The organism is Streptomyces olivaceus (assembly GCF_000721235.1).
GTDB lineage: Bacteria > Actinomycetota > Actinomycetes > Streptomycetales > Streptomycetaceae > Streptomyces > Streptomyces olivaceus.
Window position 1 is genome coordinate 39,546 of sequence record NZ_JOFH01000004.1, and the last position, 24,061, is coordinate 63,606.

The following is a 24,061-nucleotide window of genomic DNA, read 5'->3' on the forward strand; positions in this document are numbered from 1 at the left end:
GGGCCGGGGCACGCCGGGCGGGGCCGGGGGCGAGGCGCGCCGGGCGGCCGCCCTCATCCCTGGTCGTAGTCCGTCGCGCCCGGCAGCGTACTGGTCCCCTCCCACCACGGGTTGGTCCAGCCGCAGACCCCGCAGGAGTACCGCCCGTTCACTCCGGCGATCTCCGTGCCGCACAGTCCGCACTGCGTCGTCGTGATCTGCTGGCCGTCCAGGAAGGCGGCCGCCGTCGCGGCCACGTCCGGACACGGCACCGGCGCGGGTGCCGGTTCGGGTGCCGGTGCCGGTTCGGCGGTCTTGCGGCTTTTCGTCACGCCCGTGAGCCTACGCGCGTTTCGGGTCCGGACGGAGCCCGCTGCTCCAGCCCCCTCCGTCAGGAGCCGAGCAGCCGCTCGCTCAACTCCCAGAGGCGCGCGGCGTTCTGCGGGTCGATGGAGTGGGACGCCGCGTCCGCCGGGAGGCTGTCCGCCGTCACCGGCCGGTGTTCGTCGTCCAGCGGTGCCACATCGCTGTCCTTCAGATAGACGCCGCCGACGTCTGCGAGGAGCGGGCTCGCGGCGCCGAACACGACGGTCGCGGCGCCCTGCTGCACCGTCTTCTTCCCGACCACCGGGTCGATGACCGGCCTGCCGTCCTCGTAGATCAGTCCGGCGGCACGCAGCCCGTCCGTTCCGGCCGCGCTGTTGAGCGCCGTACCCACGACCACGCCCGGATGGACCGCGTAGCCGCGGATGCCGTCCCCGGCCCAGCGGCGGTCCAAATCGACGGTGAAGAGGACGTTGGCGTTCTTCGACTGGGCGTAGGCCAGTTGCGGGGTGTAGTCGCCGGAGTCGAAGTGCGGGTCGTTCCAGCGGATGGTGGAGAAGCGGTGGGCGCCGGAGGTGACGTTGACCACGCGGGCTCCGTGCGCCGCCCGCAGAGCGGGCAGCAGGGCGCGCGTGAGCTGGAAGTGGCCGAGATGGTTGACGGCGAACTGCAACTCGTAGCCCCGTGAGTCCACTTCCCGCTCCTGGGGAGCCGCCACCCCCGCGCAGTTCACCAGAACGTGCAGGGGGCGCCCGGAAGCGTTCCACCGGTCGGCGAACGCGTCGACCGAGGCGGGGTCGGCGAGGTCGAGCCGGCCGATCTGCACGCCGTCGAGGCCGGCCAGGGCTTCCCGCGCCCGCTCCGGGCTGCGTGAACCGACGGTCACCGACGCACCCCGCGCCGTCAGGGCTCGGGTGGCTTCGCGGCCGATGCCCGCGTGCCCGCCGGTGACGACGATGTTCCGGCCGGTCAGGTCGGTGCCGGCCAGTACCTCGTCGGCCGTCGAGGCCGGTGTGAATCCGGACCCGATGGGCCGCTGCTGGTGAGTCATGTGCTTGTCCTCTTCTTCATCGGGTTCATCGGGGTGTCGCGTTCGTCGGCTCGTCGGGCTCGTCGGGCTCGTCGGGGTGGCGTACCGCCTCGTCTTCCCGGGCACCGCCCGGCCCGGGTTGCGGTCCGGACAGGGCCCGTCCGCCGGTCCGCCTACTTCGACTCGACACGTCCGACCGCTTCGGGGCCGGTCGTCAGCTCCTGCCGGGCCTGCTTCCAGGCGTCGTCGCCACGGCCGAACCGGGAGTGCAGGTAGGCCGCGCTCAGCCGGGCGATCGCGGCGACGTGACCGGGGTTCTCGTCCGACAACTGCGCGCTCTCGGCCGCGTCGTACCCCTGGATGCCGCCGAGCAGGTGCCCCGCGCCGAAGACGGTGAGCAGGGTCTTGGCCCCGGGGGCGAGGTGGTAGGGGTCGTAGTGCCAGGCCGGCCCCATGTCCGTGAAGTGCCGGGAGTCGTCCTGGTCACCGGCCACGACCAGCGCGGGCCCGGTCATCGTGGTGAAGTCGACGGTGCGGAACACCGGCACCTGGTCGGCCATCGGCCCGTTGAGGGTGTCGCCGCCCCGGCCGGGCGCGGCCAGCAGCAGGCCCTGCTTGATCCGCGGTTCCAGAAGGCTCACCCGCTCTCCCGAGTCGGGGTCGGTGACGCCCGCGCCCAGCAGGAGTTCGGCCGTCGAGCCGCCCAGGGAGTGCCCCGCGACGGCCACCGCCTCGCGATCGAGGCGCCCGGCGAGCAGCGGCACGGCTTTCTCGATCTCGTCCAGGTGGTCGAGGACGTGGATCATGTCCTCGGCGCGTGAACGCCAGAACAGCGGCGCGCCGGCGGTGGTCTCCCACAGGTGGCCGAGCCGTCGGGAGCTGAGGTGCGTGGGCTGGACCACGACGAATCCGGCCGCCGCCCACCGCTGGGCGACCGGCGCGTAGCCGTCCTCCGAGGACAGGCTGAGGGATCCGCCGTGACCGTGGGAGAGCAGGATGAGCGGCAGGTCGGTCCCGGTCTCGGGCGCGGTGACCCGCAGTGTCAGGTCCGCGGGGCGGCCCGGGACCCGCAGCGTCACGGGGGCGTAGGACAACACGGGGGTGGCCTCGCGGACGGTGCCGGGAGCGGATGCGGATGCGGATGCGGATGCAGGCATGGTCTGTGTTCCTTTCGGCGCGCCGGCGGGGGCCGGCCCCGCAGGGGCGGTGGAAGCGTCCGGTCGCCGCTTCCGCAGCAATCGGAACATCGCTCCGCTTACTTTACGGAACATTGTTCCGCTTAGCAAGCGGAGTATCGTTCCGCATCGGTCCGCATGCCGCGAGAACCTGCATGCCACGAGACCACGAGAAGGAGAGTGCGGTGCCCACCACGGACGGGTCGGACACGGGCGGGACGGCCCGGCACATGCGCGCCGACGCCCGGCGCAACCAGGAGAAACTGCTGGCCGCGGCCGCCGAGGTGTTCGTCGGCTCGGGCGTCGACGCGCCGATCCGCCAGATCGCGGCCAGGGCGGGCGTCGGCATGGGAACCATCTACCGGCACTTCCCGACCCGCTCGGACCTCGTCGTGGCCGTCTTCCGCCACCAGATCGAGGAGTGCGCCGAAGCCGGGCTGAGGCTCCTGTCCGAGGCCGGATCCCCGTTCACCGCGCTGCAGCGGTGGATCGACCTCTTCGTCGACCTTCTGGTCACCAAGCACGGTCTCGCCCAGGCGCTGCAGTCGGACAACAGTCGGTTCGCCCCGCTGCACGCCTACTTCCTCGACCGCCTGCAGCCCGTAGCCACGCGCCTTCTCGACGCCGCCGCGGAGGCCGGCGAGATCCGGCCGGGCATCCACCCCTACGAGCTGCTGCGAGGCATCGGCAATCTCTGCATCGGGCACGACGACGATCCCCGCTACGACCCCCGCCGGCTGATCACACTGCTGCTGCAGGGACTCCGCCGCCCCTGACTCACTCGCCACCGGCTCCCCGGCCCGGCCGGCCCAGGGGCGGTCGGTGCAGGTACGGCGCCTCAGCCCGCGGCACCCCCTCGACCGGACGGCGGAGAGAGGGGTGGCGGTCCGCTGTTCCGCCGGGAGCGCTACCCGGCATCCCGCGCCGGAGCACACCGTCGCGCCGAAGGCGGACGAGTTCGGTCCGCTGCCAGGGCCGCGCCCGTGCGAGCCCGTCGGACTCGGCGCCGCGGTACGCCGCAGGTGGCCGTCGTCGCCGGTGGAGGTGCTGCTCGACACGGACCGGCCCGTTCTGCTCGACCACTGCTCCGACGGCGAGCGGGAGTGGCGGGCGGTCCTCCAGCGGGCGTCCCGGACGGACGCCGGACGGCTGGGTGTGCCGATCCGCTCCCGGCGGCTGTCGCTGGACGACTTGCGCGGTGCGGTCGGCCGGGGTGAGCACGTGCTGCTGCTGGTCTCGCTGGCCGCGATGCAGGGGTTCGACGTACCGCACTGGGTGCTCTGCCACGCCGTCGTGCCGGGGGCCGTGGTGCTGGAGGACCCGTGGTTCAACACGGGGGCCGGGGACACCTGGGCCGACGCCCATCTGCTGCCCGTCGCCGACGCGTCGCTCGACGCGATGTCCCTGCTGACGGATCGCCCGTTCCGCGGCGCCGTCCGCATCGGCCGCCCGACGCGCCGGGACTGAACCCGCGCGGGGAACTCGCCGCGGCTTCCCGGCCTTCCCCGCGCTCCTCGCTCTCCCCGCCCCGCCCCCCCGCCTCCGCGTGCTCGGCCGGTGCGCGGAGGCGGAGGGTCGACCGCACGCCCCGGTGGCGTCGAGGGATCGTCAGAGGCCGAGGCCGCCCGCGACCGAGAGCTCCTGGTTGGTGAACTCCCCCGTCAGCAGGGGCATGGCCCTGCCGATGGCCTCCTTCGCCCCCGGCAGTTCCAGCGACGCGTCGTGGTGCTCCTTGGTCTTCCAGACCTCCGTCACCCAGATCGTCGTGTCGTCCTCGTCGGCCAGGCCCACGACGTAGCTGTCGCATCCCGCCTCCCGGAGGCCCTCCGCGGCGCTCAGCAGGATCGAGGCCACCTCCTCGCGGAAGCCGGGCCGGGTCTTCATCGATGCCAGGCAGCCGTAGGTCACACCGGGTTCCCGTCTCCTCGGGCGGACCGGACGTCCGCCACGGCAGCACCCTGCCACACCCCCCACGAACGCGACGGGCGCCGGCCGGAACCCGGGTGACGGGTGGGGCGGTTTCCCTGCCGTGGGGCGTGCGGGCAGGACGCGAGTGCGCCGTTCGCCTCATCAAGGAGGTTTGTGCACCTTGACCGCAAGACCGACCCCTTCACGCCGTATCCGAAGGATGTCCGGCACTGGTTGTCTTGGCGTTGCGCACGGCCACCTCGGGCACCACCGGTCGTTCCCGCTCACTTCTGCTCGTTCGCCTGGGAGGCCACGTGTCCGCTCCGGACAGTGTCACGGGTCCGGTCACCGACGAATCCGGACCCGCGGCGCCCGCGGAGAACCCGCTCACCAGTCTCAGCACGCACGCCGCACGCCAGTTGGCGACCACCCACAAGTCCGAGCCCCAGATGCGGGGCATCTCCTCGCGGTGGCTGATCAGGAGACTTCCGTGGGTGGACGTGGGGGGCGGCACCTACCGCGTCAACCGCCGGCTGCATCTCGGGGTCGGCCGCGGACGGGTCCAGTTCGACCAGAACGGCGCGGACGACGTCCGGGTGATTCCGCGGACGCTTGCCGAGCTGCCGGCGCTGCGGGGCTACGCGGACCACGACGTCCTCGAAGAGCTGGCCGGCCGCTTCTCGGTCCACGAGGTCCGGGCGGGCCAGGTCCTGCACGAGGCGGGCCGGCCCGTCACCGAGACCTTCCTGATCGTGCACGGCCGCCTCACCCGGTACACGGCCGGCAGGTACGGCGAGGAAGAGGTCCTCGGCGTAGTGACCGACGGCGACCACGTGGGCGACGAGGCCATCGGCCGGCCCGACCCGCTGTGGCAGACGTCGGTGCGCGCCGAGACGGCCGGCGTGGTGCTGGCGCTGGCACGGGACGACCTCCGTGAACTCACCGGCCGGGCGCCGTCGCTCGCCGCCCACCTGGCCGCCCACACGGAGCGGCAGCGCCTGCCGGTGAACCGCCGGGGCGAGGCCGACGTCCCCGTGCGGTCCGGCCACAGCGGCGAGCCCACGCTGCCGGGCGGCTTCGTCGACTACGAGCTCACGCCGCGCGAGTACGAGCTGTCCCTGACCCAGACCGTGCTGCGCGTGCACACCAGGGTCGCCGACCTCTTCAGCGACCCCATGGACCAGACCCGGCAGCAGCTGCGGCTGACCATCCAGGAGATCCGCGAGCGCCAGGAGTGGGAGCTCGTGAACAACCGGGACTTCGGCCTGCTGCACAACGTCGATCACGGCCAGCGCATCAGCACGTCCACCGGCCCGCCGACACCCGACGACATGGACGAACTGCTGTCCATGCGCCGCGCGACCCGGCTGTTCCTCGCCCATCCGAAGGCGATCGCCGCGTTCTTCCGGCAGTGCAACAAACGCGGTCTGGTGCCCGGTTCCGCCACGGTCAACGGGCACCACGTCCCCGCGTGGCGGGGCGTCCCGATCTTCCCGTGCGGCAAGATCCCCGTCTCCGGGTCCCACACGACGAGCATCGTCGCGATGCGCACGGGCGAGTCGGACCAGGGCGTCGTGGGTCTGTACCAGACCGGAATCCCCGAGGAGTACGAGCCCGGGCTGAACGTCCGCTGGATGGGCGTCAACAGCTCCGCCGTCGTCAACTACCTCGTGACCGCCTACTACTCGCTGGCCATCCTCGTACCGGACGCGGCCGGCGTCCTGGAGAACGTCCAGCTCGGCCGTGTCGCCGACTGACCGGGTGGAGCCCCAGACCATGAGTACCACCGACAACCGCACGCCCGCGTTCTCGCTGCCGGGCCCGCCGAGTCCCGCCCGGTCCCTGCGCGCCCGGGGCGACACCGCCGTCCCGGGGCTCAGGTACCGTCCGGTCGCACCCGCCGACCCGGAGAAGGCCGCCGAGATCGACCGCAGACTCGAGGCCTGGGCCCGCGCGCTCGACCTGTTCCCCCCGGAGTGGAGCGGGGACTTCGCACAGTTCCGGTTCGGCCGCGCCATCGCTCTCCAGCACCCCGAAGCGGCCGACATGGAGCGCCTCACCGTCGCCGGCAAGCTCCTGCTGGCCGAGAACATCGTCGACAGCTGCTACTGCGAGGAGGACGAGGGCAGGGGCGGCGCCCGGCTCGGTCTCGGCGGGCGACTGATCATGGCCCAGTCCGCTCTGGATCCCCTGCACAGCACGCCCGAGGCCGAGGAGGGCTGGCGCGTCGGCGTCCAGGCCGACGGTCCCCTGCGGTCGTACCACTGGGCCCTGAAGGACTACTCGGCCATCGCCACGCCCAGCCAGACCGGCCGGCTGGTGCACGACCTGGCCCGGCTGCACATGGGCTATCTCGCCGAGGCCGCCTGGGCCCAGACGCGTCACATGCCGCGCGTCTGGGAGTACCTGGTGATGCGCCAGTTCAACAACTTCCGGCCCTGTCTGTCCATCGTCGACGCCGTGGACGGATACGAGTTGCCCGAAGCCGTCTACGCCCGCCCCGAGACGCAGCGGATCACCGCCCTCGCCTGCAACGCCACGACCATCGTCAACGACCTGTACTCCTTCACCAAGGAACTGGCCAGCGACCCCGAGCACCTGAACCTGCCCCAAGTGGTCGCCGCGAACGACCAGTGCGGACTGAAGACCGCCTATCTGCGCAGCGTCGACATCCACAACGAGATCATGGAGGCATTCGAGACGGAGTCCGCGCTGCTGTCCGAGACCTCGCCCCTCGTCGAGCGATACGCCCGGGGGCTCGCCGACTGGGTCTCCGGCAACCACGAATGGCACGCGAGCAACACCGAGCGCTACAGCCTGCCCGACTACTGGTGAGCGGCATCCCGCACCACCGGCAGACGGCAGAACAGAACACGCACCACAGCTACAGGGAGCCATCGTTGACCACCGCCCACACCGGCACGACCCCCGTACCGGTCCCCACTCAGTCCACGTACCAGAACCGCGTCGCGGAGTACTAGAACGCCGAGGAGAACCCGGTCAACCTCGAACTCGGCGCACTCGACGACCTGTACCACCACCACTACGGCATCGGTGACGCCGACAGGTCGGTACTGGACGATCCGGACCCGGACCAGCGCCGCGAGCGGATCACCCACGAACTGCACCGGCTGGAGCACAGCCAGGCGGAGTTCCTCGCCTCCCGCCTCGGGAACGTCTCCCCCACCGACCGGGTCTTCGACGCCGGCTGCGGGCGCGGCGGCGGCAGCATCGTCGCCCACCTCCGCTACGGCTGCCACACCGACGGGGTGACCATCTCCCGCAAGCAGGCCGACTTCGCGAACGAGCAGGCCCGCAAGCGCGGCGTGGACGGCAAGGTGCGCTACCACCACCGCAACATGCTCGACACCGGTCTCGACACCGGCGCCTACGCGGCCTCCTGGAACAACGAGTCCACGATGTACGTCGAGCTGGATCTGCTGTTCGCCGAGCACTCGCGCCTGCTGCGCCGCGGCGGCCGGTACGTGGTGATCACGGGCTGCTACAACGACACCTACGGTCAGGCGTCGCGCGAGGTGTCCCTCATCAACGCCCACTACATCTGCGACATCCACCCCCGCTCGGCGTATTTCAAGGCCCTGGCACGCAACCGTCTCGTCCCCGTCCACGTCCAGGACCTCACCGCGGCGACCATCCCCTACTGGGAACTGCGCCGCAACGCCGAGCACCTCGTCACCGGGATCGAGGACACCTTCCTCACGGCGTACCGCAACGGCAGCTTCCAGTACCTGATGATCGTGGCCGACCGCGTGTGACGTTTTCCCGAGCCGGGGCGGGGAGAGAGACGGCCGGCGGACGGTGCCGTCCGCCGGCCGTCGGTGCGGTGTCGCCGTCCCGTAGGCGATCTGTCGGTGACCGCTGCGAGCGTGGGCGTCGAGCCGGCCGGCGAACAGCCGCAGCCGTCGTCGTCAGCGAAGGGTCCCCGCCGTCATGCCGTCCACATCCCCCACCCCGCCCTGGAACGTCCACCGGCTGCCCCGTGCAGACGGCCGCGTCTTCCTGATCACCGGCGGCAACGCCGGCATCGGCTACTTCGTCGCGGAGCAGCTGTCGGCGACGGGAGCGACCGTCGTCCTGGGCAGCCGGGACCCCGGGAAGGCGCGGGCCGCCGGGGATTCCATCCGTGCGCGGGTCGCCGGTGCGCGAGTGCGGGCCGTCCGGCTGGACCTCGCCGACCTCTCGTCGCTGCGCACCGCCGTGGAGTCGCTCGGAGTGGCACACCTCGACGCGGTGGTGCACAACGCCGGCGTCGCCCTCGACGACCCGCCCCGCACGGAGACGGTGCACGGACACGAGCTGATGTTCGGCACGAACCACCTGGGGCACTTCGCCCTGACCCACTGGCTGATGCCGCTGCTGTCGGCCGCGCCGGCGGCCCGCGTCGTCACCATGGGCAGCTTCGCGGCGAAGTCGGAACGGCTCGACCTGGACGACCTGCAGTCCCGGGCGGACTACCGGCCCAAACGCACCTACGGACGCTCCAAGCTGGCGCAGATGTACTTCGGTGTCGAACTCGACCGCCGCCTGCGTGCCGCCGGCTCCACGGTGCGCAGCGTGGTGGTCCATCCCGGCGGCGCGCTGGACTCGCTCACCCCGTCACGCCCGCCCGTCCAGGTACGGAACACCGGCGCGCGGTTGCGTGCGGCGCCTGCCGCACTCCTCGTCCAGGGCAAGGACGCCGGTGCGTGGCCCGCGGTCCGGGCCGTGCTCGACCCGGCCGTGGACGGCGGCCAGCTGTGGGGGCCGCGCGTGTTCGGCCTGCGCGGTCTGCCCCGGCGCGAACCGCTGTGGCCCCAGCTCGCCGACTCCGGGGTCGCGGCGCGGTTGTGGGACGCGAGCTGCGACCTGACCGGCACCGCTCCCGGACCGGACCGTCGGCAGGCGCCGCCGCACGGGGCGTAGCCCACCGAGCACGGTCACGGCATCAGCCGGGGTATCAGCCTCCGTGCACGGTGAGCCGGTAGCCCTCGGGGCCGGTGAAGGCGAAGGTCGGCCCGAAGGGACTGTCCTGCACGGGCCCGGCGACGTCGACTCCCGCGGCGACGAGCTGTGCGTGCAGTTGATGGGCGTCGTCGGTGCGCAGCCAGAGCGCCACCCCGAGGCCCGGGACGGCGTCCGCGGAGAGGTCGGTGCCGGGGAGCGGCTCACGGACGGCGAAGGGGATCGGCGCGGTGCCGAAGACGACGGCCCCCGGCGGCGAGACGGGGGCGCGCCGCAGGCCGAGGTGCTCCTCGAAGAAGGCGGCGGCCGCGGGCACGTCCGTGACCTGCAGGGCGATGAAGTCGGGACCCTCGACGGTGGCGGTCATGGTTCCTCCAGGAACTCTCAATGTCAGGACTTTGACATAGAGGACTGTAGGCGCCCGGGGCGACGCATGTCAAAATGCTGACATGACCGAACGGACGCCCGTCCCCCCGCCTCATCCCGCCCAGGACGTCACCGAACACGTGGGATACCGCCTCAAACGCACCGCGGCCGCTCTGCGCGGCGCCATGGACAGAGCGCTGCGCGAGCACGGGCTGACCGTCCCGCAGTACTCCTGCCTGGAGCTCCTCGACGAGCGGCCGGGCCTGTCCAACGCCGACCTCGCCCGCGGCACCTTCGTCACCCGGCAGTCCGCCAACGTGGTGCTGCGCGGTCTCGGGGACGCCGGGCTGATCACCCGGCCGGCAACCGCCGATCACGGTCGCGCCCTGCCCGCGCACCTCACTCCGGCGGGACGCGAGCGCCTGCACGCCGCCCGCGGCGCCGTCTACGCCGTCGAGGCACGCATGATCACCGGCGTGCCGGCCGACCGCCTGCCGGCCCTGCTCGCCGACCTCGACGCCATGACCGAGGCCCTCGGCGACTGACGGACGCTCCGAGGCGCCCGACGGAGGCACCGATGAGTTCTGCGGGGCGGGCGGGTCCCTCACGGTGACGGCAGATCACAGTCCACGAACAGGAGTTCTTCTTCCATGACTGATCCGGCGACGACCACGGAGCACCACCGCGAAGGCGCGGTCTGGGCCCGCGTCCACACCGAACGGGCGGCGTTGGCGGCCGACCTCGCGGGACTGACGGACGAGGAGTGGGCAACGCCTTCGCTGTGCGCGGGGCTGACGGTGCGCGAGGTGCTGGCGCACCTCACGGCGGGTGCGAGCCTGAACACCGTGAGGTGGCTGGCCGGTGTCGTCCGCTGCCGGTTCGACTTCGACAAGCAGGTGGCCGTACGGCTGGCCGAGCACCTGGGCACGACCCCCGGCGAGACCCTCGAACGTTTCCGGCGCGTCGTCTCCAGCACGACCAAGCCCCCCTTGCCGGTGGTCGCGATGCTGGGCGAGACGATCGTGCACGGGGAGGACATCCGGCGCTCCCTGGGCATCCGCCGCGCGCAGCCCGTCGAGGCCGTCACGGAGGTGGCCGAGTACTACCGGGGCTCGGACCTCGTGGTCGAGGCCAAGGGACGTATCGGCGGTCTGAGACTCGTGGCGGACGACGGTCCGTTCACGACCGGCTCCGGGGCTCTCGTGTCCGGCCCCACTCTGTCGCTGGTGATGGCGATGACGGGGCGCGCGGCCCACTGCGACGACCTCGCAGGCGACGGGGCGGAGATCCTCCGGGGCCGTTGCGGCCCCGCCTGACACGGTGTTGTGGCGGCCGGCCCGGACGCAACCGTCCGGGCCGCGGTCCCGTCGCGGTACGCCCGCGCCGTCACTCCGCGGGAACGGCGGCCCCCGCCGGATCGTCCGGGTCCGGCGTGTGGGGAAGCGGGCCCACGGAGCCGCCCTCCCAGAGCAGCACGTGCCATCCCTGCTCGGGCGAGCCGGTGAGGATGACGACGCCCGTGTTCGCCAGGGCGTGCCGGGCGGCGTAGTCGACGTCCACGTTGTCGGCCCGCGCCGCCACCCACATGCGGATCGCGGCACCGTGACTGACCATGGCCACCGTCCCCGCGCCGCTCTCGTACGCCTCGGCGACGACGGCGTCGTAACGCGCAAGCGCCTCCACGCCGTCCTCACCGCCGGGCATGCGGAGCCCCACGTCCCCCGCCGACCAGGCGAAAGCGGTCCGCAGATAGGTGCGGGCCGCCTCGTCGTCGCCGCGCATCTCCAGATCACCGGCGATCAGTTCCCGGATGCCGGGTCGGACACGGACGTCCAGTCCGGTGGCCGAGGCCAGCGGCGCGGCGGTCTCCCGGGTGCGTACGAGCGTCGACGCGTACAGGGCGTCGATCCTCTCCGACGCCAGCGCGCCGGGCAGCGCCGCGGCCTGTTCCTCTCCGAGGGCCGTCAGGCCGGGGCCGGGCTCCGCCGTGTCCAGCAGGTGCTTGAGGTTGGACGGGGTCTGGCCGTGCCTGATGAGCAGGAGACGCATGCGAAGAGGGACCTCCTCGGGACCGGGTGACGACGCGGTGGCGGGCTCACCTCCACTCTGCCACGCTCCGCGGCCGGCCCGCGTGCAGGCGCCCCCGGGCCCCGGCGCTCACCAGTCGTGGACGGTACCGTCGCCGAGCCGGTTCACGGGCAGGTAGGCGGGCCGGTAGGGAAAGCGTGCCGCGGCCTCCTCGTCGAGTTCGACGCCGAGGCCCGGGGCGTCGCCCGGGTGCAGGAGGCCGTCCTCGAAGCGGTAGGAGGTACGGAACACCTCAAGGGTGTCCGGGGCATGGCGCATGTACTCCTGGATGCCGAAGTTGTGCACGGCGAGGTCGAGATGGAGAGCGGCGGCCATACCGACGGGCGAGATGTCGGTCGGACCGTGCATGCCCGACCTGATGCCGTACACGGCCGCCATGTCGAGCAGTTTCCGTACCGCGGTGATGCCACCGGTGTGGGTCACCGCCGAGCGGACGTAGTCGATCAGCCGTTCCTGGAGCAACGTGGTGTAGTCGTGGACCGAGTTGAAGACCTCCCCGATGGCCAGCGGGGTGGTGGTGTGTTCGCGGATCAGGCGCAGCGCCCCCTGGTCCTCGCCCGGTGTCGCGTCCTCCAGCCAGAACAGGTCGTAGGGTTCCAGGTCCTTCCCGAGCCGCGCCGCCTGGATCGGCGTCATGCGGTGGTGTCCGTCGTGCAGCAGGGGGAGTTCGGGGCCGAAGGTGTTCCGTACGGCTTCGAACACCGTGGGCATGTGGCGCAGGTAGGCGCGGGTGTCCCAGGTCTCCTCGGTGGGGCGCGGGTGCGCGGCGCGGGTGCGGCGGGCGGGCTCGTAGTCGTAGCGTTCCCCGTCACCGGCGGCGGAGGCGGCGACGCCGTACACGGAGTCGAGACCGGGGATGCCGCTCTGGACGCGGACGGCCCGGAAGCCGTCCGCCAGGTGCTCGCGCACGGAGTCGAGCAGTTCCGGTACGTCCCGGCCGGAGGCGTGTCCGTAGGCCAGCGCGCCCGTCCGGCAGGCGCCGCCGAGGAGTTGGTACACCGGCAGGCCGGCGGCCTTGCCCTTGATGTCCCACAGCGCGGTGTCCACGGCGGCTATGGCGGCCATGGTGACCGGGCCCCGGCGCCAGTAGGCACCCCGGTACAGGTACTGCCAGGTGTCCTCGACGGCGTGCGCGTCCCGTCCGGGCAGCAGAGGGGCCACGTGTTCCCGCAGATAGGCCTCGACGGCCAGCTCGCGCCCGTTGAGGGTGGCGTCACCGAGGCCGGTGAGTCCGTCCTCGGTGGTGATGCGCAGGGTGACGAAGTTGCGGCCGGGGCTGGTGACGATGACATCGGCGGCGGTGATCTTCACGGGATCCGTCCTCGGGTGGTCGGAAACGGCGGCCAGGCGCTGCTGCACCCGGCCGGGCGTTCCGCACGGAGCGTGCGGAACGCCCGGCCGGGGCCCACCCTAGGGTCCGTCGTCACATTCCCGTCTGCCAGGCGACGACAGGCCCCAGGCCGTGCGCGGCTCGGTTCAGCGCCCGCGCAGCCGCTCGGCCAGGGCCGCGAGCGTCCGGGAGGTCTCGGTCAGGCTCGCCGCTGCGGCCTCGAGTTCCGGAGCGAGACCGGGATCGGCGGAGGGCCCGGAGGGCTGGGTGGCCGCCGGCGTACCGCGGTAGCCGATGGGTCCTTCGTCGTGGCGCTGGTAGTAGCCCGTGAAGGACTGCCCGTCGGGCGCCTCCGCGAACCGGACACCGGCGAGCTGGGTCTCGCCCGCTCCGGCGTTGCGGAGGATGTCGAGACGGTAGTGGCGGTACGCCCGGGCGCGGCCGCGGAGGGTGAACTGCCTCGACTCCCACCGCCCGGCGAACGTCTCCCCGGTGCGGGCGTCCAACGGCGTCCAGGTGCGGCCGTCGTGGGAGCCGTGCAGTCTCCAGTCGCGGGGGTCCCGGTCGGGGGCGTCGTTCGCCGACGTCAGGGTGTAGGAGGCGACTGCGGCGGGGCGGGCCAGGGTGAAGTCGAGCCGTGCGGTGTCGTCCCATGCCAGCCACTTGGTGCGCTCGCCCGCCAGGAGGTTGTCCGCCCCCTCTCCCCCGTCGTCGAACTCGTCGCTCGCGTCGACGTCCGTCACCTCGACGTCCCTGTGGACGGTGTGCAGCACGGCCGAGCCCGAGTTGCCGCGCCGGTCGCGCCAGTGGACCCCCTCGACGGGTGCTCCGCCGTCGTCGACCAGGAGCCGCAGGTCGTGAGAGCGGTGCCAGCCACCGCCCCACCCCTCCTCCGTGCGGAAGCGGTGCAGGGGGTACGCCGAGAGGTGCTCCGTCTCGTCCGAGAAGGGCCACCGGTCGGTGAGGTCTCCCCGGTACTCGTACGCGGTACCGTCCTCCGCCCGGTAGCAGCCGCGGAAGTCCGCCATGCCGGACGCGAAGCCGATGGTGGCCTCGGCCCCGTCCTCGCCGCGCCAGCCGAGCTGCGCGGGCAGGGACTGCTCGCCGCGGTCGAGATGGAAGAGCAGCCGCGGTGCGGACTGCCAGGGGGCGGAGGAGGCATGGGCCGGGCGCAGCTCCGTACGGTAGGCGAACACCGAGTCCCGGGCGGCTCCGGCCGTGCGGGCCCGCTCCGAGCGGCCGCGTTCCCGGACGGGGTCCAGGGTGACCCGGTACAGCCAGAGCATGCTGGCGGCCTTGGGCGAGGAGCGTATCTCCAGCCTGTTGGTGCCGGGCTTCAGCAGGTCTCCGGGTACGGCGAGGACGTTGTCGTGGGGCAGATCCCCTCCGCCGGGCACGGTCAGGTCCTGGGCCAGCGTCTCGCCCTGCAGGCGCACGGTCATGGGCGCGTACCCGAGCGAGGATCCGAGCTTGGAGACGAGGGCCGTGACGGTGAGCGTCGCCTGCGGGACGTCCTGCGGGTCCTGCACCTCGAAGTCCAGCGTCACCGCCCCGTCCGCGCCCAGTGCCACATGGGACCCGGCGAAGCCCCCACCGTGGAACCCGGCCTCCGCGTTCGACAGTCGGGGCGGATCGACCGAGAAATCCGCGTACGTCGCTTCAAACCCCATGCGTACTCCATAAGTTGATGGTCTGTCACCTCGGTCCCCGCTCGACGGCGCCGACCGTGATGACGGACCTTAGCCCCCAGGACCGACAACGCGGACGGCGGAGGACGCGGCGGCGAGGCCCGGCCGACGTCAGCGCCCCGGCCCGGACCCGGGTCGGTCCGCCGGCCCGGCACCGTTCGCGAGGGTGCGGGCGCAGCCACGGTCCGCTGATGTCTCCGGCATGAAGCGCGCCGCGATGACGACGACGTCCGAGAGTGTCCCGGCGCGCTCGGGCCGCCTCCTCGTCGGCCTCACTTCAGGTGCCGGGCGAAGAACCGGGCCGCGGCCTCCCCCTCGTACTGCGGCACGCCGGTGTGTCCGCCCATGTTGGCGTGCAGGGACTTCTCCTCGGAGCCGAAGGCGTCGAACAGGTCCAGGGCCGCCTGCCGGTCGTTGCCTTCGTCGTCCCACTGCAGCAGGACGTGCAGCGGAATGGTGACCCGGCGGGCCTCCTCGAACATGGCCCGGGGGACGAGGCTTCCGGCGAAGAGACCGGCGGCCACGATGCGCGGTTCGACCACCGCCAGCCGGACGCCGATGGAGACCACTCCCCCCGAGTAGCCGACCGGGCCGCCGATCTCCGGCAGTGCGAGGAGGGCGTCCAGGCAGGCCTGCCATTCCGGAACCGCCTCGTCGACCAGCGGGAGGATGAGGGCGTCGATGATCTCGTCGGTGACCGGCTCTCCGGCCTCCACGGCCCGGCGCATCCGGGCGCGGGCCTGCTCCGCGGCGGGCCGGCGGGGCCGGTCACCGCTGCCCGGAAGCTCGATGGTGGCCGTGGCGAAGCCGTCCGTCGCAGCGTGCCGGGCCCGTGCCACCAGCCGGGGGTACACCCTGCGCAGTCCGAGCGGCGGGGGGCCGAGCAGAATCAGCGGAACCGGTGCGGACGCGGCCGCGGGCGTCCACAGGATGCCGGGAATCCCGTCGAGGGTGAATTCACGCTCGACGACACCGTCGTCGAGACGTCGTTCGGAAGTGACGTGCATGGTCGTGCCTTTCGGGAGTGCTCATGAACGGCGCTCCCGGACGACCTACCGCCCGACCGTGACTCCTGAGGAGAGCACCCATGTCGATACTGCGTTCACGGGTACCACCTCCTCGTTCTCTCGCACGGCCTCCGGAAAGGTAGCAGCGGCAGCCGCGGGCCGCCAAGCGGGTTTTCCCCGGGGAGGCGGGTGCGGCGGCGCCCTCGGAGGGCGCCGGGTACGCACTTGTACGCACCGGCGTCCGTCGCCGCCGCGCGGAGGCCCGCGCCGGCCATAGGGTGACCACCGGTTTCGGGCCCTCGCGCCACCGCTGCCCGGCCACGCCCGCCGATCGCTCCCGGTCGTCCGCCTGCGAATTGACAGCCGATCGGGGGCGCGTTTAGCTTCTCGCCATGAATGACCGAACAAACGTTCGTACGGAGCGTCGGCGAGGAGGATCGAAAGGCGGCCCCTTCACCGTCTCGCTGACAGGGCAGTGGCTTGTCGTCGCCCTGTTCGCCTCGGCGATCGCGATACTTTCCCGCCGCCAAGAAGGACCCTTCCTCTGGATCGGTTCCGTACTCGGCCTGGCGGCCGCGGCGGGCTTCTTCGTGCAATTCGATTCCGTCGCGAATTGGCGGCGCGGCCTGCTCTGCGCCCTGGCGCTCCTCCTGGGTGCCATGTTCACCCTGCAGGTCTTCATCGCACTCTTCACCGACTGACGCGTCTCCCGGGGGAAAACATGTCGTCGATCGTTCCCATGGCATTCCTGCTCATCCTGCTGATCTTCCTGGCAGGCTTCGTCGCCGCCCGGAGGGGGCGGCGGAAGCTGATGCGCGACATCGCCCTGGTCACCGCCTACTGCCATCGGCAGGGGTGGCACCAGGCGCCACCCGACCGGGACATCAACGCACGCACCCTGCTCCTCTTCCAGGCCACGGGGACCACCCGGCTGCGCGTGCAGGCGCAGTACGCCGGCCGGTACCGGGGCGTGTCCTTTCAGGCCGCGCAGGTCGCCCGCCCTCCGCGGCCCGGGCGGGTGACGGCACAGTGGGTGTCCGTCGTCTACCTTCCCCGCCCGGTCCCGGGTCCCAGAGTCCAGTTGGCCAAGCGCGGACTCTCGTCGGCGAACTTCCTGAGCGGCCGGACCACGATCGACAACGGGCCGTTCGACGCGACGTTCCACGTCGTGGCCGAGGACGAGGCGTTCGCACGGTCCGTTCTCCGTCCCTCCCTTGCGGGAGCCCTGTGCGGGGACGCGCGGGCACTGGACGGCGTGGTGGCTTTCGAGCACCACCATCTGTTCGCCCTGCGGCACGGGCAGCTCACCCCCGAGAAGCTGCGGGCCATGCTCGACCTCCTCGTGGACATCGGCTCGTCCGTCGACTGGCAGGCGGCGCCCGCCCACCGTCCGTCCTGAGCCGCCGGGAGGACGGGCCGCCGCCATACGGCCATCGCGGGACCTGCCTGTCGGACGCGTACGTGTCGGACGCCCGCGCCCGACGGCGCCCGCCCCGCCTTCAGCCACTCCCTCCACCGCGCGGTGCCGGGCCCGGCACCTGGTCCCGGGCCCAGCCCAGCACCTCCTCGGAGTGCAGGGCGGTCACCCACAGGTCGGTCCGGTCGGCGTCCTCGCGGCTCGGCGCCGGCCCGACGCCCAGGACGCGCAGACCCGCCCGGCGAGCGGATTCGACCCCCGCCATCGAGTCCTCGACGGCGAGGGCGGAGGCCGGCGGTACGCCGCACAGCTGGGCCGCCGTCGCGTACACGTCGGGCCACGGCTTGGGCCGCACGACCTGCCGACCGGCATCGCCGCCGGCCGGGCCTTCACCGGCGGGCGCCGGCCCCGGCGTCTTGGTCGGGACGACGACGTGCAGGAAGTGCCGGCGCAGACCGGCCCGGCCGAGGCTCTCCTCCACCACCTCTTCCGGGCAGTTGCTGGCCACCGCCAGCGGCAGCCGGCCGGAGAGGAGCCGGACGAAGTCGACCGCGCCGGGCATGGTCACCGGGTCCTCGGCGACGAGCGTCCGGAAGTGGTCGAGCAGTGCCGCCGTCAGGTCGTCCGCCAGGTCGGGCTTGTTGGTCTCCTCGGCCATCAGGCGTCCGCAGTCGACGTAGTGCACGCCCTTCGCGCGCTCCGCGAATCCGGGCGGGGGAAGCAGCCCGAAGTCCCTGAAGGCACGGTTGCGTGCGTCCTGCCAGTGGCGTTCGGAGTCCACCAGGGTGCCGTCGCAGTCGAAGACGACGGCCTCGGGCGACCAGCCGAGCAGGGAGTGTGACCTTGCAGCCACGGGGACCTCCTTGAGGGGGGTGGGCGGCCGCCTCCTGGGCGGACACGCCGGACGAGGCACTGCGGCCTCCCGAGCCGTAATTCGGGACAACAGCCGCAAATGGAAAACATTGTGGTCGCTACGTTATTTCGTCCACAAAAATCCACGCAATCACCGTTCGGGGCACTGGACCGGCACCCGTTTCGGAGGTATGCGCTGGACGGACTCCGTTACGCCCGAGCCGTCTGACGCATAGTCATGTAAGCGCTTCCAAAAGGGAGTTGCCGTGCCTCTTCGCTCGCGGTCCCGCCCTGCACGGGACACCGCAGTCTCCTCGGGCGACGGCCAAGAACAGCACCTGAAAGGGCTAATGGCCACTCACACGCGCTCACATTCGAAAGAAATGCGCAATTATCATGCGCGAGCCGCTTTCGATTACTCCCGGCGCACGCGGGCGCACTACATTTTCCCGTCGTCACTCCGGAGGCGAGCGAAGGTGAAGAGGATCTTGCAGGAACGGGCCAGGGCGACCCGGAGGTCGCTCCTCGAGGCGGCCGCCGGCCTCTTCGCAGAGCAGGGGTACTCGGGAACGAGCGTCAACGACATAGGAGTCCGCTCCGGCCGGACCAGCGGGGCCGTCTACTTCCATTACGCCAGCAAGGAGGGCATCGCCCTCGCCGTCGTCCACGACGGCTTCGCCACGTGGCCCTCCCTCGCCTCACGCTACGGCGACCAGGCCGTGCCGCCGTTGGAACGCCTGGTCGGGCTGAGCTACGAAATCGCGCACGCCCTCGCCGAGGACCCGCTGACGCGAGCGGGCGCACGCCTGTGGGCGGAGCGGGACACCATCAACGCGCCCCTGCCCGACCCATTCGTCCTCTGGACGGCCGCCACCACACGCCTGCTCGCCCAGGCTCGCTCGACCGGTCAACTGGCCGCCCACGTCCGCCCGGCCACCGCCGCCCGCACCCTGGTCCGCGGCTTCTTCGGCTTCTGCACCCTCACCGAGTCCCTGGAGGGGCCGGGAGCCCTCAACGACCGGCTCTACGACTGGTGGTGCCTCACCCTGCCCTCGCTCCAGCAGGCCCCCGCGCCGCACGGCGAGCGGACACTGACGAGGCACTGACCGGCAGGGGCGCGCCCGCTGCCGCCGTCCCACCCCACCCGCGTCCGCCGCTCCCCCCGCTCCCCCGGCCGGCTGCGCGTCTACAGGTCCGGCCCGCCCGTAAATGGGCCGCTTCCCCAATGGCGACGGGCCGTCAGCTCGGCGAGGATCTTCACAACCCCTGTTCCGGCCCGGCGTCGTGCGGCCTCCTGCCGCTTTCGGCGCGCTCGTGCCTGCGCTTCCCGGTTCCTCACGGCCGTGCGGCCCGACTGGGCCTCGTCCCGAGGCCGCGGGCCCGGTCCTCGGGCGGGCGCGGCACGCCACTGGCCGGGCGACGACGAGAGGACCCCGGCAGTCATGACATCAGTGTTGCGAAAAGCCTCCTGGGCGAAGGAGTTCGACGACCCCGGACAGTCGCCGCGCACGTCGCACAGCGCGAAGGGGGACACTGGGTGAGCCTCACGACCTGGATGGCCGTGGCGGTCTTCGCCGTCGTCTTCGTGCTCATCGCGACCGAGTGGGTGAACCGTGTCGCCGCGGCGCTCGGCGGCGCCGTGGTGATGCTGCTCATCGGCGCGACCGACGCCGAGCACGCCTTCTTCTCCGAACACGCCGGCGTCGACTGGAACGTCATCTTCCTGCTGCTCGGGATGATGCTGATCGTCGCCGTGCTCAGACGCACCGGCGTCTTCGAGTTCATCGCGATCTGGGCCGCGCGCAAGGCCAGGGGCAGACCGTACCGGCTCATGGTTCTGCTCATCGTGGCGACCGGGGTGCTGTCGCCCTGGCTGGACAACGTCACCACCGTGCTGCTGATCGTCCCCGTGACGATCTCGGTCTGCCGGCGGCTCGGGGTGCCCGTCGTCCCCTACCTCATCGCCGAGGTGATGGCCTGCAACATCGGCGGCGCGGCCACCCTGATCGGTGACCCGCCCAACATCATGATCGGGTCCCGTGCGGGGCTGTCCTTCAACGACTTCCTGATCCACATGACGCCCATCGTCATCGTGCTGATGATCGTGTTCATCCTGATGAGCCGGGTGATGTTCCGGAACGCGTTCCAGTACGACCCCGAACGCGCCGCGTCGGTGATGGAACTCGATCCCCGGGACGCCATCAAGGACGGCCGGCTGCTCGTCGTGAGCGGTGTGGTGATCGCCGTCGTGATGAGCTGTTTCGTCCTGCACACCGCACTGCACCTGGAACCGTCGGTGGTGGCCATCAGCGGCGGTCTGGTGCTGCTCGCCGTCTCCCGGCTCGCCCCCGGGGAGGTCGTCAAGGACGTCGAGTGGGAGACACTGGCGTTCTTCGTGGGCCTGTTCGTCATGGTCGGCGCGATGGTGCAGACCGGAGTCATCGGCGACCTCGGCGAGGCGGCGGCCAGGGCGGCCGACGGCAACCTCCTCGGCACCGCGATGGCCCTGGTGTTCGGCTCCGTCGTCCCGTCCGCGATCGTCGACAACATCCCGTTCGTGGCCTCGGTCAGCCCGATCGTCTCCGAGATCGTCGCCTCGTCCGGCGGCCTGGAGGAGGCGGGGATGCTGTGGTGGGCCTTCGCCCTCGGCGCGGATCTCGGCGGCAACGCCACGATCATCGCCTCCTCCGCCAACGTCGTGGTCGTCGGCATCGCCGAACGCGAGGGCCACCACATCTCGTTCTGGCAGTTCAGCCGCTACGGACTCGTCGTCACCGCCGTCACCGTGACGGTGGCAGCGGCGTACGTGTGGCTGCGCTACTTCGTACTGATGTGACCCGGGGCGGGACCGGGCGTCCCGGACGATCCACCGGTCAGCGGGCCGGCTCGGCGTCCGCCAGGCGCTCGGCCCGCAGCGCGGAGCGCCTCAGCTTGCCCGCGGCACTGCGCAGCGGGGTGTCCACCAGCTCGATCGACCGCGGCCGCTTGTGGGGCGACAGCCTGGTGGCGAGGAAGGACCCGATCTCCTCCGCTGTGACCCCGGCGCCCGGTGCGGTCTGGACGATGGCGTGGACCCGGTTGCCGACCTCCGGGTCCGGCAGCCCGACGACCGCGCTGGACAGAACGGCCGGGTGCTCGGCGAGGACGCCCTCGATCTCCGCCGGGTAGACGTTCACTCCGCCGACCAGCAGCATGTCCGAACGCCGGTCGCGAAGGTACAGGTAGCCGTCCGCGTCCAGCTCGCCGATGTCGCCGAGGGTCGACCACCCGTCGGTCTCGCGCACCTCGGCACCGATAAAGCGGAATGCGGGCGGGTTGCCGGGAGCGACCCGCATGAACACCTCGCCCGCCACGCCCGGTTCGCGGACCGGTGTCCCGTCGAGCGCGACGATCTTGATTTCGCCCCAGGCCGCGCGGCCCACCGAGCCCCGGTGCCGTACCCATTCCGGGCCCGAGATGGTGCAGCCGGCCTGGGCCTCGGTACCCGCGTACAGTTCCCAGATCCGCTCGGCGCCCAGCCAGTCGATCCATGCCTGCTTGACCGCGGGCGGGCAGGGCTCGGCACAGTGCCACACCGACACCAGCGACGAGAGGTCGTAGCGCTCGCGGGTCCGCGCGGGCAGCGCCAGGATGCGCCGCATCATGGTCGGCACCAGGTACACCCATGTGATCGCGTACCGCTCCACCTCGGCCAGCACCCGCTCCGCGTCGAACTTGGGCAGCAGGGTGACGGTGCTGCCGTTGAACAGGGCCGTCATGGCCGTCGAGAAGGGCGCGTTGTGGTGGACCGGAGCGGTGATCAGCACCTGGTCCGCACCCCGCAGTCCCCAGGCCTCGGTGTCGAAGGGGTTGTACGTCCCCGGGGTGCCCGACAGGATGATCTTCGGCCGGCCGGTGGAGCCCCCCGAGGCCGGCGCCTTCCACGAAGGCCCCACCTCCGTCGCGAGCTCGGCGTCGCTGTCCCCCCGCCGGCGCAGCGTGTCGACGGTCACGGACCTGAAGCGGCCCTCGCCGAGCGGTGCGCCGTCCTCGGGACCCACGACGACCGCCGGGTCGGAGAGTTCGAGGACGGCGCGTGCCTCGGCGGGAGCGAGACGGGTCGACAGCGGCTGGGGCACGGCCCCCGTCTTGAGGCAGGCGAAGGCCGCCACCACGACGTCCGGGCCGTTGGGCAGCATCAGGGCGACGATGCGTCCGCGCGTGACGCCGCAGAGCCGCAGACCGCGCGCGACGGCGTTGCTCGCCCGCCGCAGTTCGTCCCACGTCAGCTCCTCGCCGCCGGCGCGCACGGCGACCGTGTCCGGACGTTGTGCGGCGTGCTCCTTGAGGATGTCGCCGAGCGGGAATCCGGGTCCGGGAGTGAACATGTGGGTCTTCTCCTCGTGGTTGAGGGCTCGCGGTTCGGGGCTCGGAGTTCGGGGTTCGGAGTTCGGGGTTCGGAGTTCGGGGTTCGTGGCTTGTGGAGTGGGGCCGGCCCGCCGGTCAGCGGTAGAGGTGGGCTCCGGGCAGCGCGTCGGGATCGCGGCGCACCTCGGCGGGGTTCGTCTCGGGCAGGAACCAGGCACTGGCCGAGGTGACGAGCCCCATGAGCGCGATGTAGGCGGCGACCAGGGTGGTGGTGCCCGTCTCGGCGATCACGGCGGTCATCAGGATCGGTGTGCCGCCGCTGACGACGATGGCCGAGAGCTGGTAGGCGAGCGAGGCGCTGGAGTACCGGACGTTGGGTGCGAACAGCTCACCGAGGTAGGCGGCCATCGGACCGTAGGTCAGTCCCTGGAAGAGGAACCCGACCGCGACCGCGACGAAGACCAGGGGCGCGGACGCCGTCCCCACCAGCGCGAAGTAGGGGAAGCCCCAGGCCGCCACGCCGAGTCCGCCCACGACGATCAGGGTCCGCCGGCCGAACCGGTCCGAGAGCCACCCCGCGGTCGGGAGCACCGCCGTCATCAGCGCCGCGCTCAGCAGAGTGACCGCCAGCAGCGCGTTCCGGTTCATGTCCAGCGTCTTCGTGCCGTAGCTCAGGAGACCGGTGATGCTCACGTAGAAGAGGCTGTTGGTGGCGGACAGGGTCCCGCAGCCGAGCAGAATGGTGCGCCAGTTGCGGCGTACGGCCTCCGCCAGGGGCGCCCGGACCACGGTCGCCGCCGTCTTCCGCGCTGCTGCCTGCTGCAGCCGGCGGAAGTCCGGGGTGTCCTCGACCCTGTTCTGGATGTAGAGGACCACCGGGAACATCACCGCACTGAGCAGGAACGGTATGCGCCAGCCCCAGGTCAGGAACGCGTCGCTGGAGACGGCCGTACCGACTCCGGTGAAGACGAGGTTGGCGATGATGACCGCGACCGGCACGCTGGTCTGGCCGAACGTGCCGGCGAAGCCGCGGCGTTTCGCGTCGGCCGACTCCGTGAGCAGCAGCGCGATGCCGCCCCACTGGCCGCCCGCCGCGATTCCCTGGACGAAGCGCAGGAGCACCAGCAGGATCGGGGCCAGTACGCCGACGGCGTCGGCGCTCGGCAGGCAGCCGATGAGGAAGGTCGCGACCGCCATGGCGACGAGGCACGTCACGACGGTCGGCTTGCGGCCGTACTTGTCACCGAAGTGCCCCGCGACGAGCCCGCCGAGCGGCCGGGCCACGAAGCCGGCCCAGAAGGTGCTGAAGGACAGCAGCGTGCCGGTGAGGGCGGACGCGTCGGGGAAGAAGACGTCCGGGAAGACCAGCGCCGCGGCGGTGCCGTACAGGAAGAAGTCGTACCACTCGATCGAGCTGCCGATCAGTCCGGCCGCCAGCAGTTTGCGGTGCGAGCGGCGCTCGGCCACCGAGGCGGTGCCGGACTCGCCGGCGTGGACATGCGCGTGCGCGGAAGAGGTCATGGGTGCCGTCCCTCGGGGAGTGGGGAGTGCGGGAGGAGGTGGGAGGACCAGGAGGTGCTGAGCGGAC

Annotated in this window: 22 protein-coding genes and 2 pseudogenes; 12 read left to right on the forward strand and 12 right to left on the reverse strand. The window is 71.9% G+C overall.

Annotated features, from left to right (window positions below):
- Positions 1–53 precede the first annotated feature (53 nt).
- From IG94_RS38425 to IG94_RS0106245, 3 genes are all read right to left on the reverse strand, one after another.
- Complete coding sequence (locus tag IG94_RS38425) at positions 54–311, reverse strand: hypothetical protein (protein WP_043483027.1); 258 nt, start codon at positions 309–311, stop codon at positions 54–56.
- 59 nt (positions 312–370) lie between these two features.
- Entirely contained in the window at positions 371–1,354 is a 984-nt protein-coding gene (locus tag IG94_RS0106240) for an SDR family NAD(P)-dependent oxidoreductase (RefSeq protein ID WP_031032197.1), read from the reverse strand.
- Between the two features lie 152 nt (positions 1,355–1,506).
- Positions 1,507–2,490 carry an alpha/beta hydrolase family protein gene (locus IG94_RS0106245; protein WP_031032199.1) on the reverse strand — a complete coding sequence of 328 codons (984 nt, stop codon included), beginning with the start codon at positions 2,488–2,490 and terminating at the stop codon, positions 1,507–1,509.
- Between the two features lie 248 nt (positions 2,491–2,738).
- Between IG94_RS0106245 and IG94_RS0106250 the strand changes: the two genes are divergently transcribed.
- Both IG94_RS0106250 and IG94_RS0106255 read left to right on the forward strand, forming a co-directional pair.
- Complete coding sequence (locus tag IG94_RS0106250) at positions 2,739–3,284, forward strand: TetR/AcrR family transcriptional regulator (protein ID WP_107060465.1); 546 nt, start codon at positions 2,739–2,741, stop codon at positions 3,282–3,284.
- Between the two features lie 208 nt (positions 3,285–3,492).
- Positions 3,493–3,975: pseudogene (locus tag IG94_RS0106255) on the forward strand (peptidase C39 family protein); the annotation flags it as partial.
- A gap of 141 nt (positions 3,976–4,116) precedes the next feature.
- On the opposite strand, the gene IG94_RS0106260 reads toward IG94_RS0106255, so the two are convergent.
- Entirely contained in the window at positions 4,117–4,416 is a 300-nt protein-coding gene (locus IG94_RS0106260) for a putative quinol monooxygenase (RefSeq protein ID WP_031032206.1), read from the reverse strand.
- Positions 4,417–4,730: 314 nt separating this feature from the next.
- Between IG94_RS0106260 and IG94_RS0106265 the strand changes: the two genes are divergently transcribed.
- The 4 genes and pseudogenes from IG94_RS0106265 (at position 4,731) to IG94_RS0106280 (ending at position 9,339) form a co-directional block, all read left to right on the forward strand.
- Positions 4,731–6,173: a family 2B encapsulin nanocompartment shell protein gene (locus tag IG94_RS0106265; protein ID WP_031032209.1), complete on the forward strand. Its 1,443-nt coding sequence runs from the start codon at positions 4,731–4,733 to the stop codon at positions 6,171–6,173.
- Positions 6,174–6,192: 19 nt separating this feature from the next.
- Positions 6,193–7,251 carry a family 2 encapsulin nanocompartment cargo protein terpene cyclase gene (locus IG94_RS0106270; RefSeq protein ID WP_031032211.1) on the forward strand — a complete coding sequence of 353 codons (1,059 nt, stop codon included), beginning with the start codon at positions 6,193–6,195 and terminating at the stop codon, positions 7,249–7,251.
- 65 nt (positions 7,252–7,316) lie between these two features.
- Positions 7,317–8,192: pseudogene (locus IG94_RS38430) on the forward strand (geranyl diphosphate 2-C-methyltransferase).
- A 175-nt stretch (positions 8,193–8,367) separates the two neighbouring features.
- A complete protein-coding gene (locus IG94_RS0106280) occupies positions 8,368–9,339 on the forward strand; it encodes an SDR family NAD(P)-dependent oxidoreductase (RefSeq protein ID WP_052410566.1) in 972 nt (323 codons plus the stop codon).
- Positions 9,340–9,373: 34 nt separating this feature from the next.
- Here IG94_RS0106280 and IG94_RS0106285 read toward each other — a convergent pair whose 3' ends face one another.
- On the reverse strand, positions 9,374–9,745 hold the full coding sequence (locus tag IG94_RS0106285; RefSeq protein WP_031032215.1) for a VOC family protein: 372 nt from the start codon (positions 9,743–9,745) through the stop codon (positions 9,374–9,376).
- Between the two features lie 82 nt (positions 9,746–9,827).
- Here IG94_RS0106285 and IG94_RS0106290 point away from each other — a divergent pair, with 82 nt between their 5' ends.
- Both IG94_RS0106290 and IG94_RS0106295 read left to right on the forward strand, forming a co-directional pair.
- Positions 9,828–10,289, forward strand: coding sequence for a MarR family winged helix-turn-helix transcriptional regulator (locus IG94_RS0106290; RefSeq protein ID WP_031032218.1), 462 nt, complete (start codon positions 9,828–9,830; stop codon positions 10,287–10,289).
- Between the two features lie 105 nt (positions 10,290–10,394).
- Positions 10,395–11,060 (forward strand): maleylpyruvate isomerase family mycothiol-dependent enzyme, encoded by a 666-nt coding sequence (locus IG94_RS0106295; RefSeq protein WP_031032220.1) that lies wholly within the window; start codon positions 10,395–10,397, stop codon positions 11,058–11,060.
- Positions 11,061–11,130: 70 nt separating this feature from the next.
- Here the strand turns inward: IG94_RS0106295 and IG94_RS0106300 are convergent, their stop codons facing one another.
- The 4 genes from IG94_RS0106300 to IG94_RS0106315 all read right to left on the reverse strand — a co-directional run bounded on the left by IG94_RS0106300 (position 11,131) and on the right by IG94_RS0106315 (position 15,857).
- Positions 11,131–11,793 carry a histidine phosphatase family protein gene (locus IG94_RS0106300; protein ID WP_031032224.1) on the reverse strand — a complete coding sequence of 221 codons (663 nt, stop codon included), beginning with the start codon at positions 11,791–11,793 and terminating at the stop codon, positions 11,131–11,133.
- A 108-nt stretch (positions 11,794–11,901) separates the two neighbouring features.
- The gene (gene manD / locus IG94_RS0106305; RefSeq protein ID WP_031032226.1) at positions 11,902–13,143 is read right to left on the reverse strand and encodes a D-mannonate dehydratase ManD; all 1,242 of its coding nucleotides are present in this window, start codon (positions 13,141–13,143) and stop codon (positions 11,902–11,904) included.
- 165 nt (positions 13,144–13,308) lie between these two features.
- Positions 13,309–14,832, reverse strand: coding sequence for a discoidin domain-containing protein (locus IG94_RS0106310; protein ID WP_031032229.1), 1,524 nt, complete (start codon positions 14,830–14,832; stop codon positions 13,309–13,311).
- A 290-nt stretch (positions 14,833–15,122) separates the two neighbouring features.
- Positions 15,123–15,857, reverse strand: a complete 735-nt coding sequence (locus IG94_RS0106315; protein WP_031032232.1) for a hypothetical protein — start codon at positions 15,855–15,857, stop codon at positions 15,123–15,125.
- A 392-nt stretch (positions 15,858–16,249) separates the two neighbouring features.
- Here IG94_RS0106315 and IG94_RS0106320 point away from each other — a divergent pair, with 392 nt between their 5' ends.
- Positions 16,250–16,558, forward strand: a complete 309-nt coding sequence (locus IG94_RS0106320) for a hypothetical protein (protein WP_031032235.1) — start codon at positions 16,250–16,252, stop codon at positions 16,556–16,558.
- Positions 16,559–16,596: 38 nt separating this feature from the next.
- The gene (locus tag IG94_RS0106325) at positions 16,597–17,256 is read left to right on the forward strand and encodes an MDR/zinc-dependent alcohol dehydrogenase-like family protein (RefSeq protein WP_031032237.1); all 660 of its coding nucleotides are present in this window, start codon (positions 16,597–16,599) and stop codon (positions 17,254–17,256) included.
- A gap of 100 nt (positions 17,257–17,356) precedes the next feature.
- On the opposite strand, the gene IG94_RS0106330 is transcribed toward IG94_RS0106325, so the two are convergent.
- Positions 17,357–18,127, reverse strand: a complete 771-nt coding sequence (locus IG94_RS0106330) for an HAD family hydrolase (protein WP_031032239.1) — start codon at positions 18,125–18,127, stop codon at positions 17,357–17,359.
- 475 nt (positions 18,128–18,602) lie between these two features.
- On the opposite strand from IG94_RS0106330, the gene IG94_RS0106335 reads away from it, so the two are divergent.
- Together IG94_RS0106335 and IG94_RS0106340 are read left to right on the forward strand one after the other, a co-directional pair.
- On the forward strand, positions 18,603–19,232 hold the full coding sequence (locus IG94_RS0106335) for a ScbR family autoregulator-binding transcription factor (protein ID WP_031032241.1): 630 nt from the start codon (positions 18,603–18,605) through the stop codon (positions 19,230–19,232).
- A 449-nt stretch (positions 19,233–19,681) separates the two neighbouring features.
- Positions 19,682–20,962, forward strand: coding sequence for an ArsB/NhaD family transporter (locus tag IG94_RS0106340; RefSeq protein ID WP_230091907.1), 1,281 nt, complete (start codon positions 19,682–19,684; stop codon positions 20,960–20,962).
- 37 nt (positions 20,963–20,999) lie between these two features.
- Here the strand turns inward: IG94_RS0106340 and IG94_RS0106345 are convergent, their stop codons facing one another.
- A complete protein-coding gene (locus tag IG94_RS0106345; protein ID WP_031032246.1) occupies positions 21,000–22,493 on the reverse strand; it encodes an AMP-binding protein in 1,494 nt (497 codons plus the stop codon).
- Between the two features lie 115 nt (positions 22,494–22,608).
- A complete protein-coding gene (locus IG94_RS0106350; protein ID WP_031032248.1) occupies positions 22,609–23,994 on the reverse strand; it encodes an MFS transporter in 1,386 nt (461 codons plus the stop codon).
- Positions 23,995–24,061: the final 67 nt, after the last annotated feature.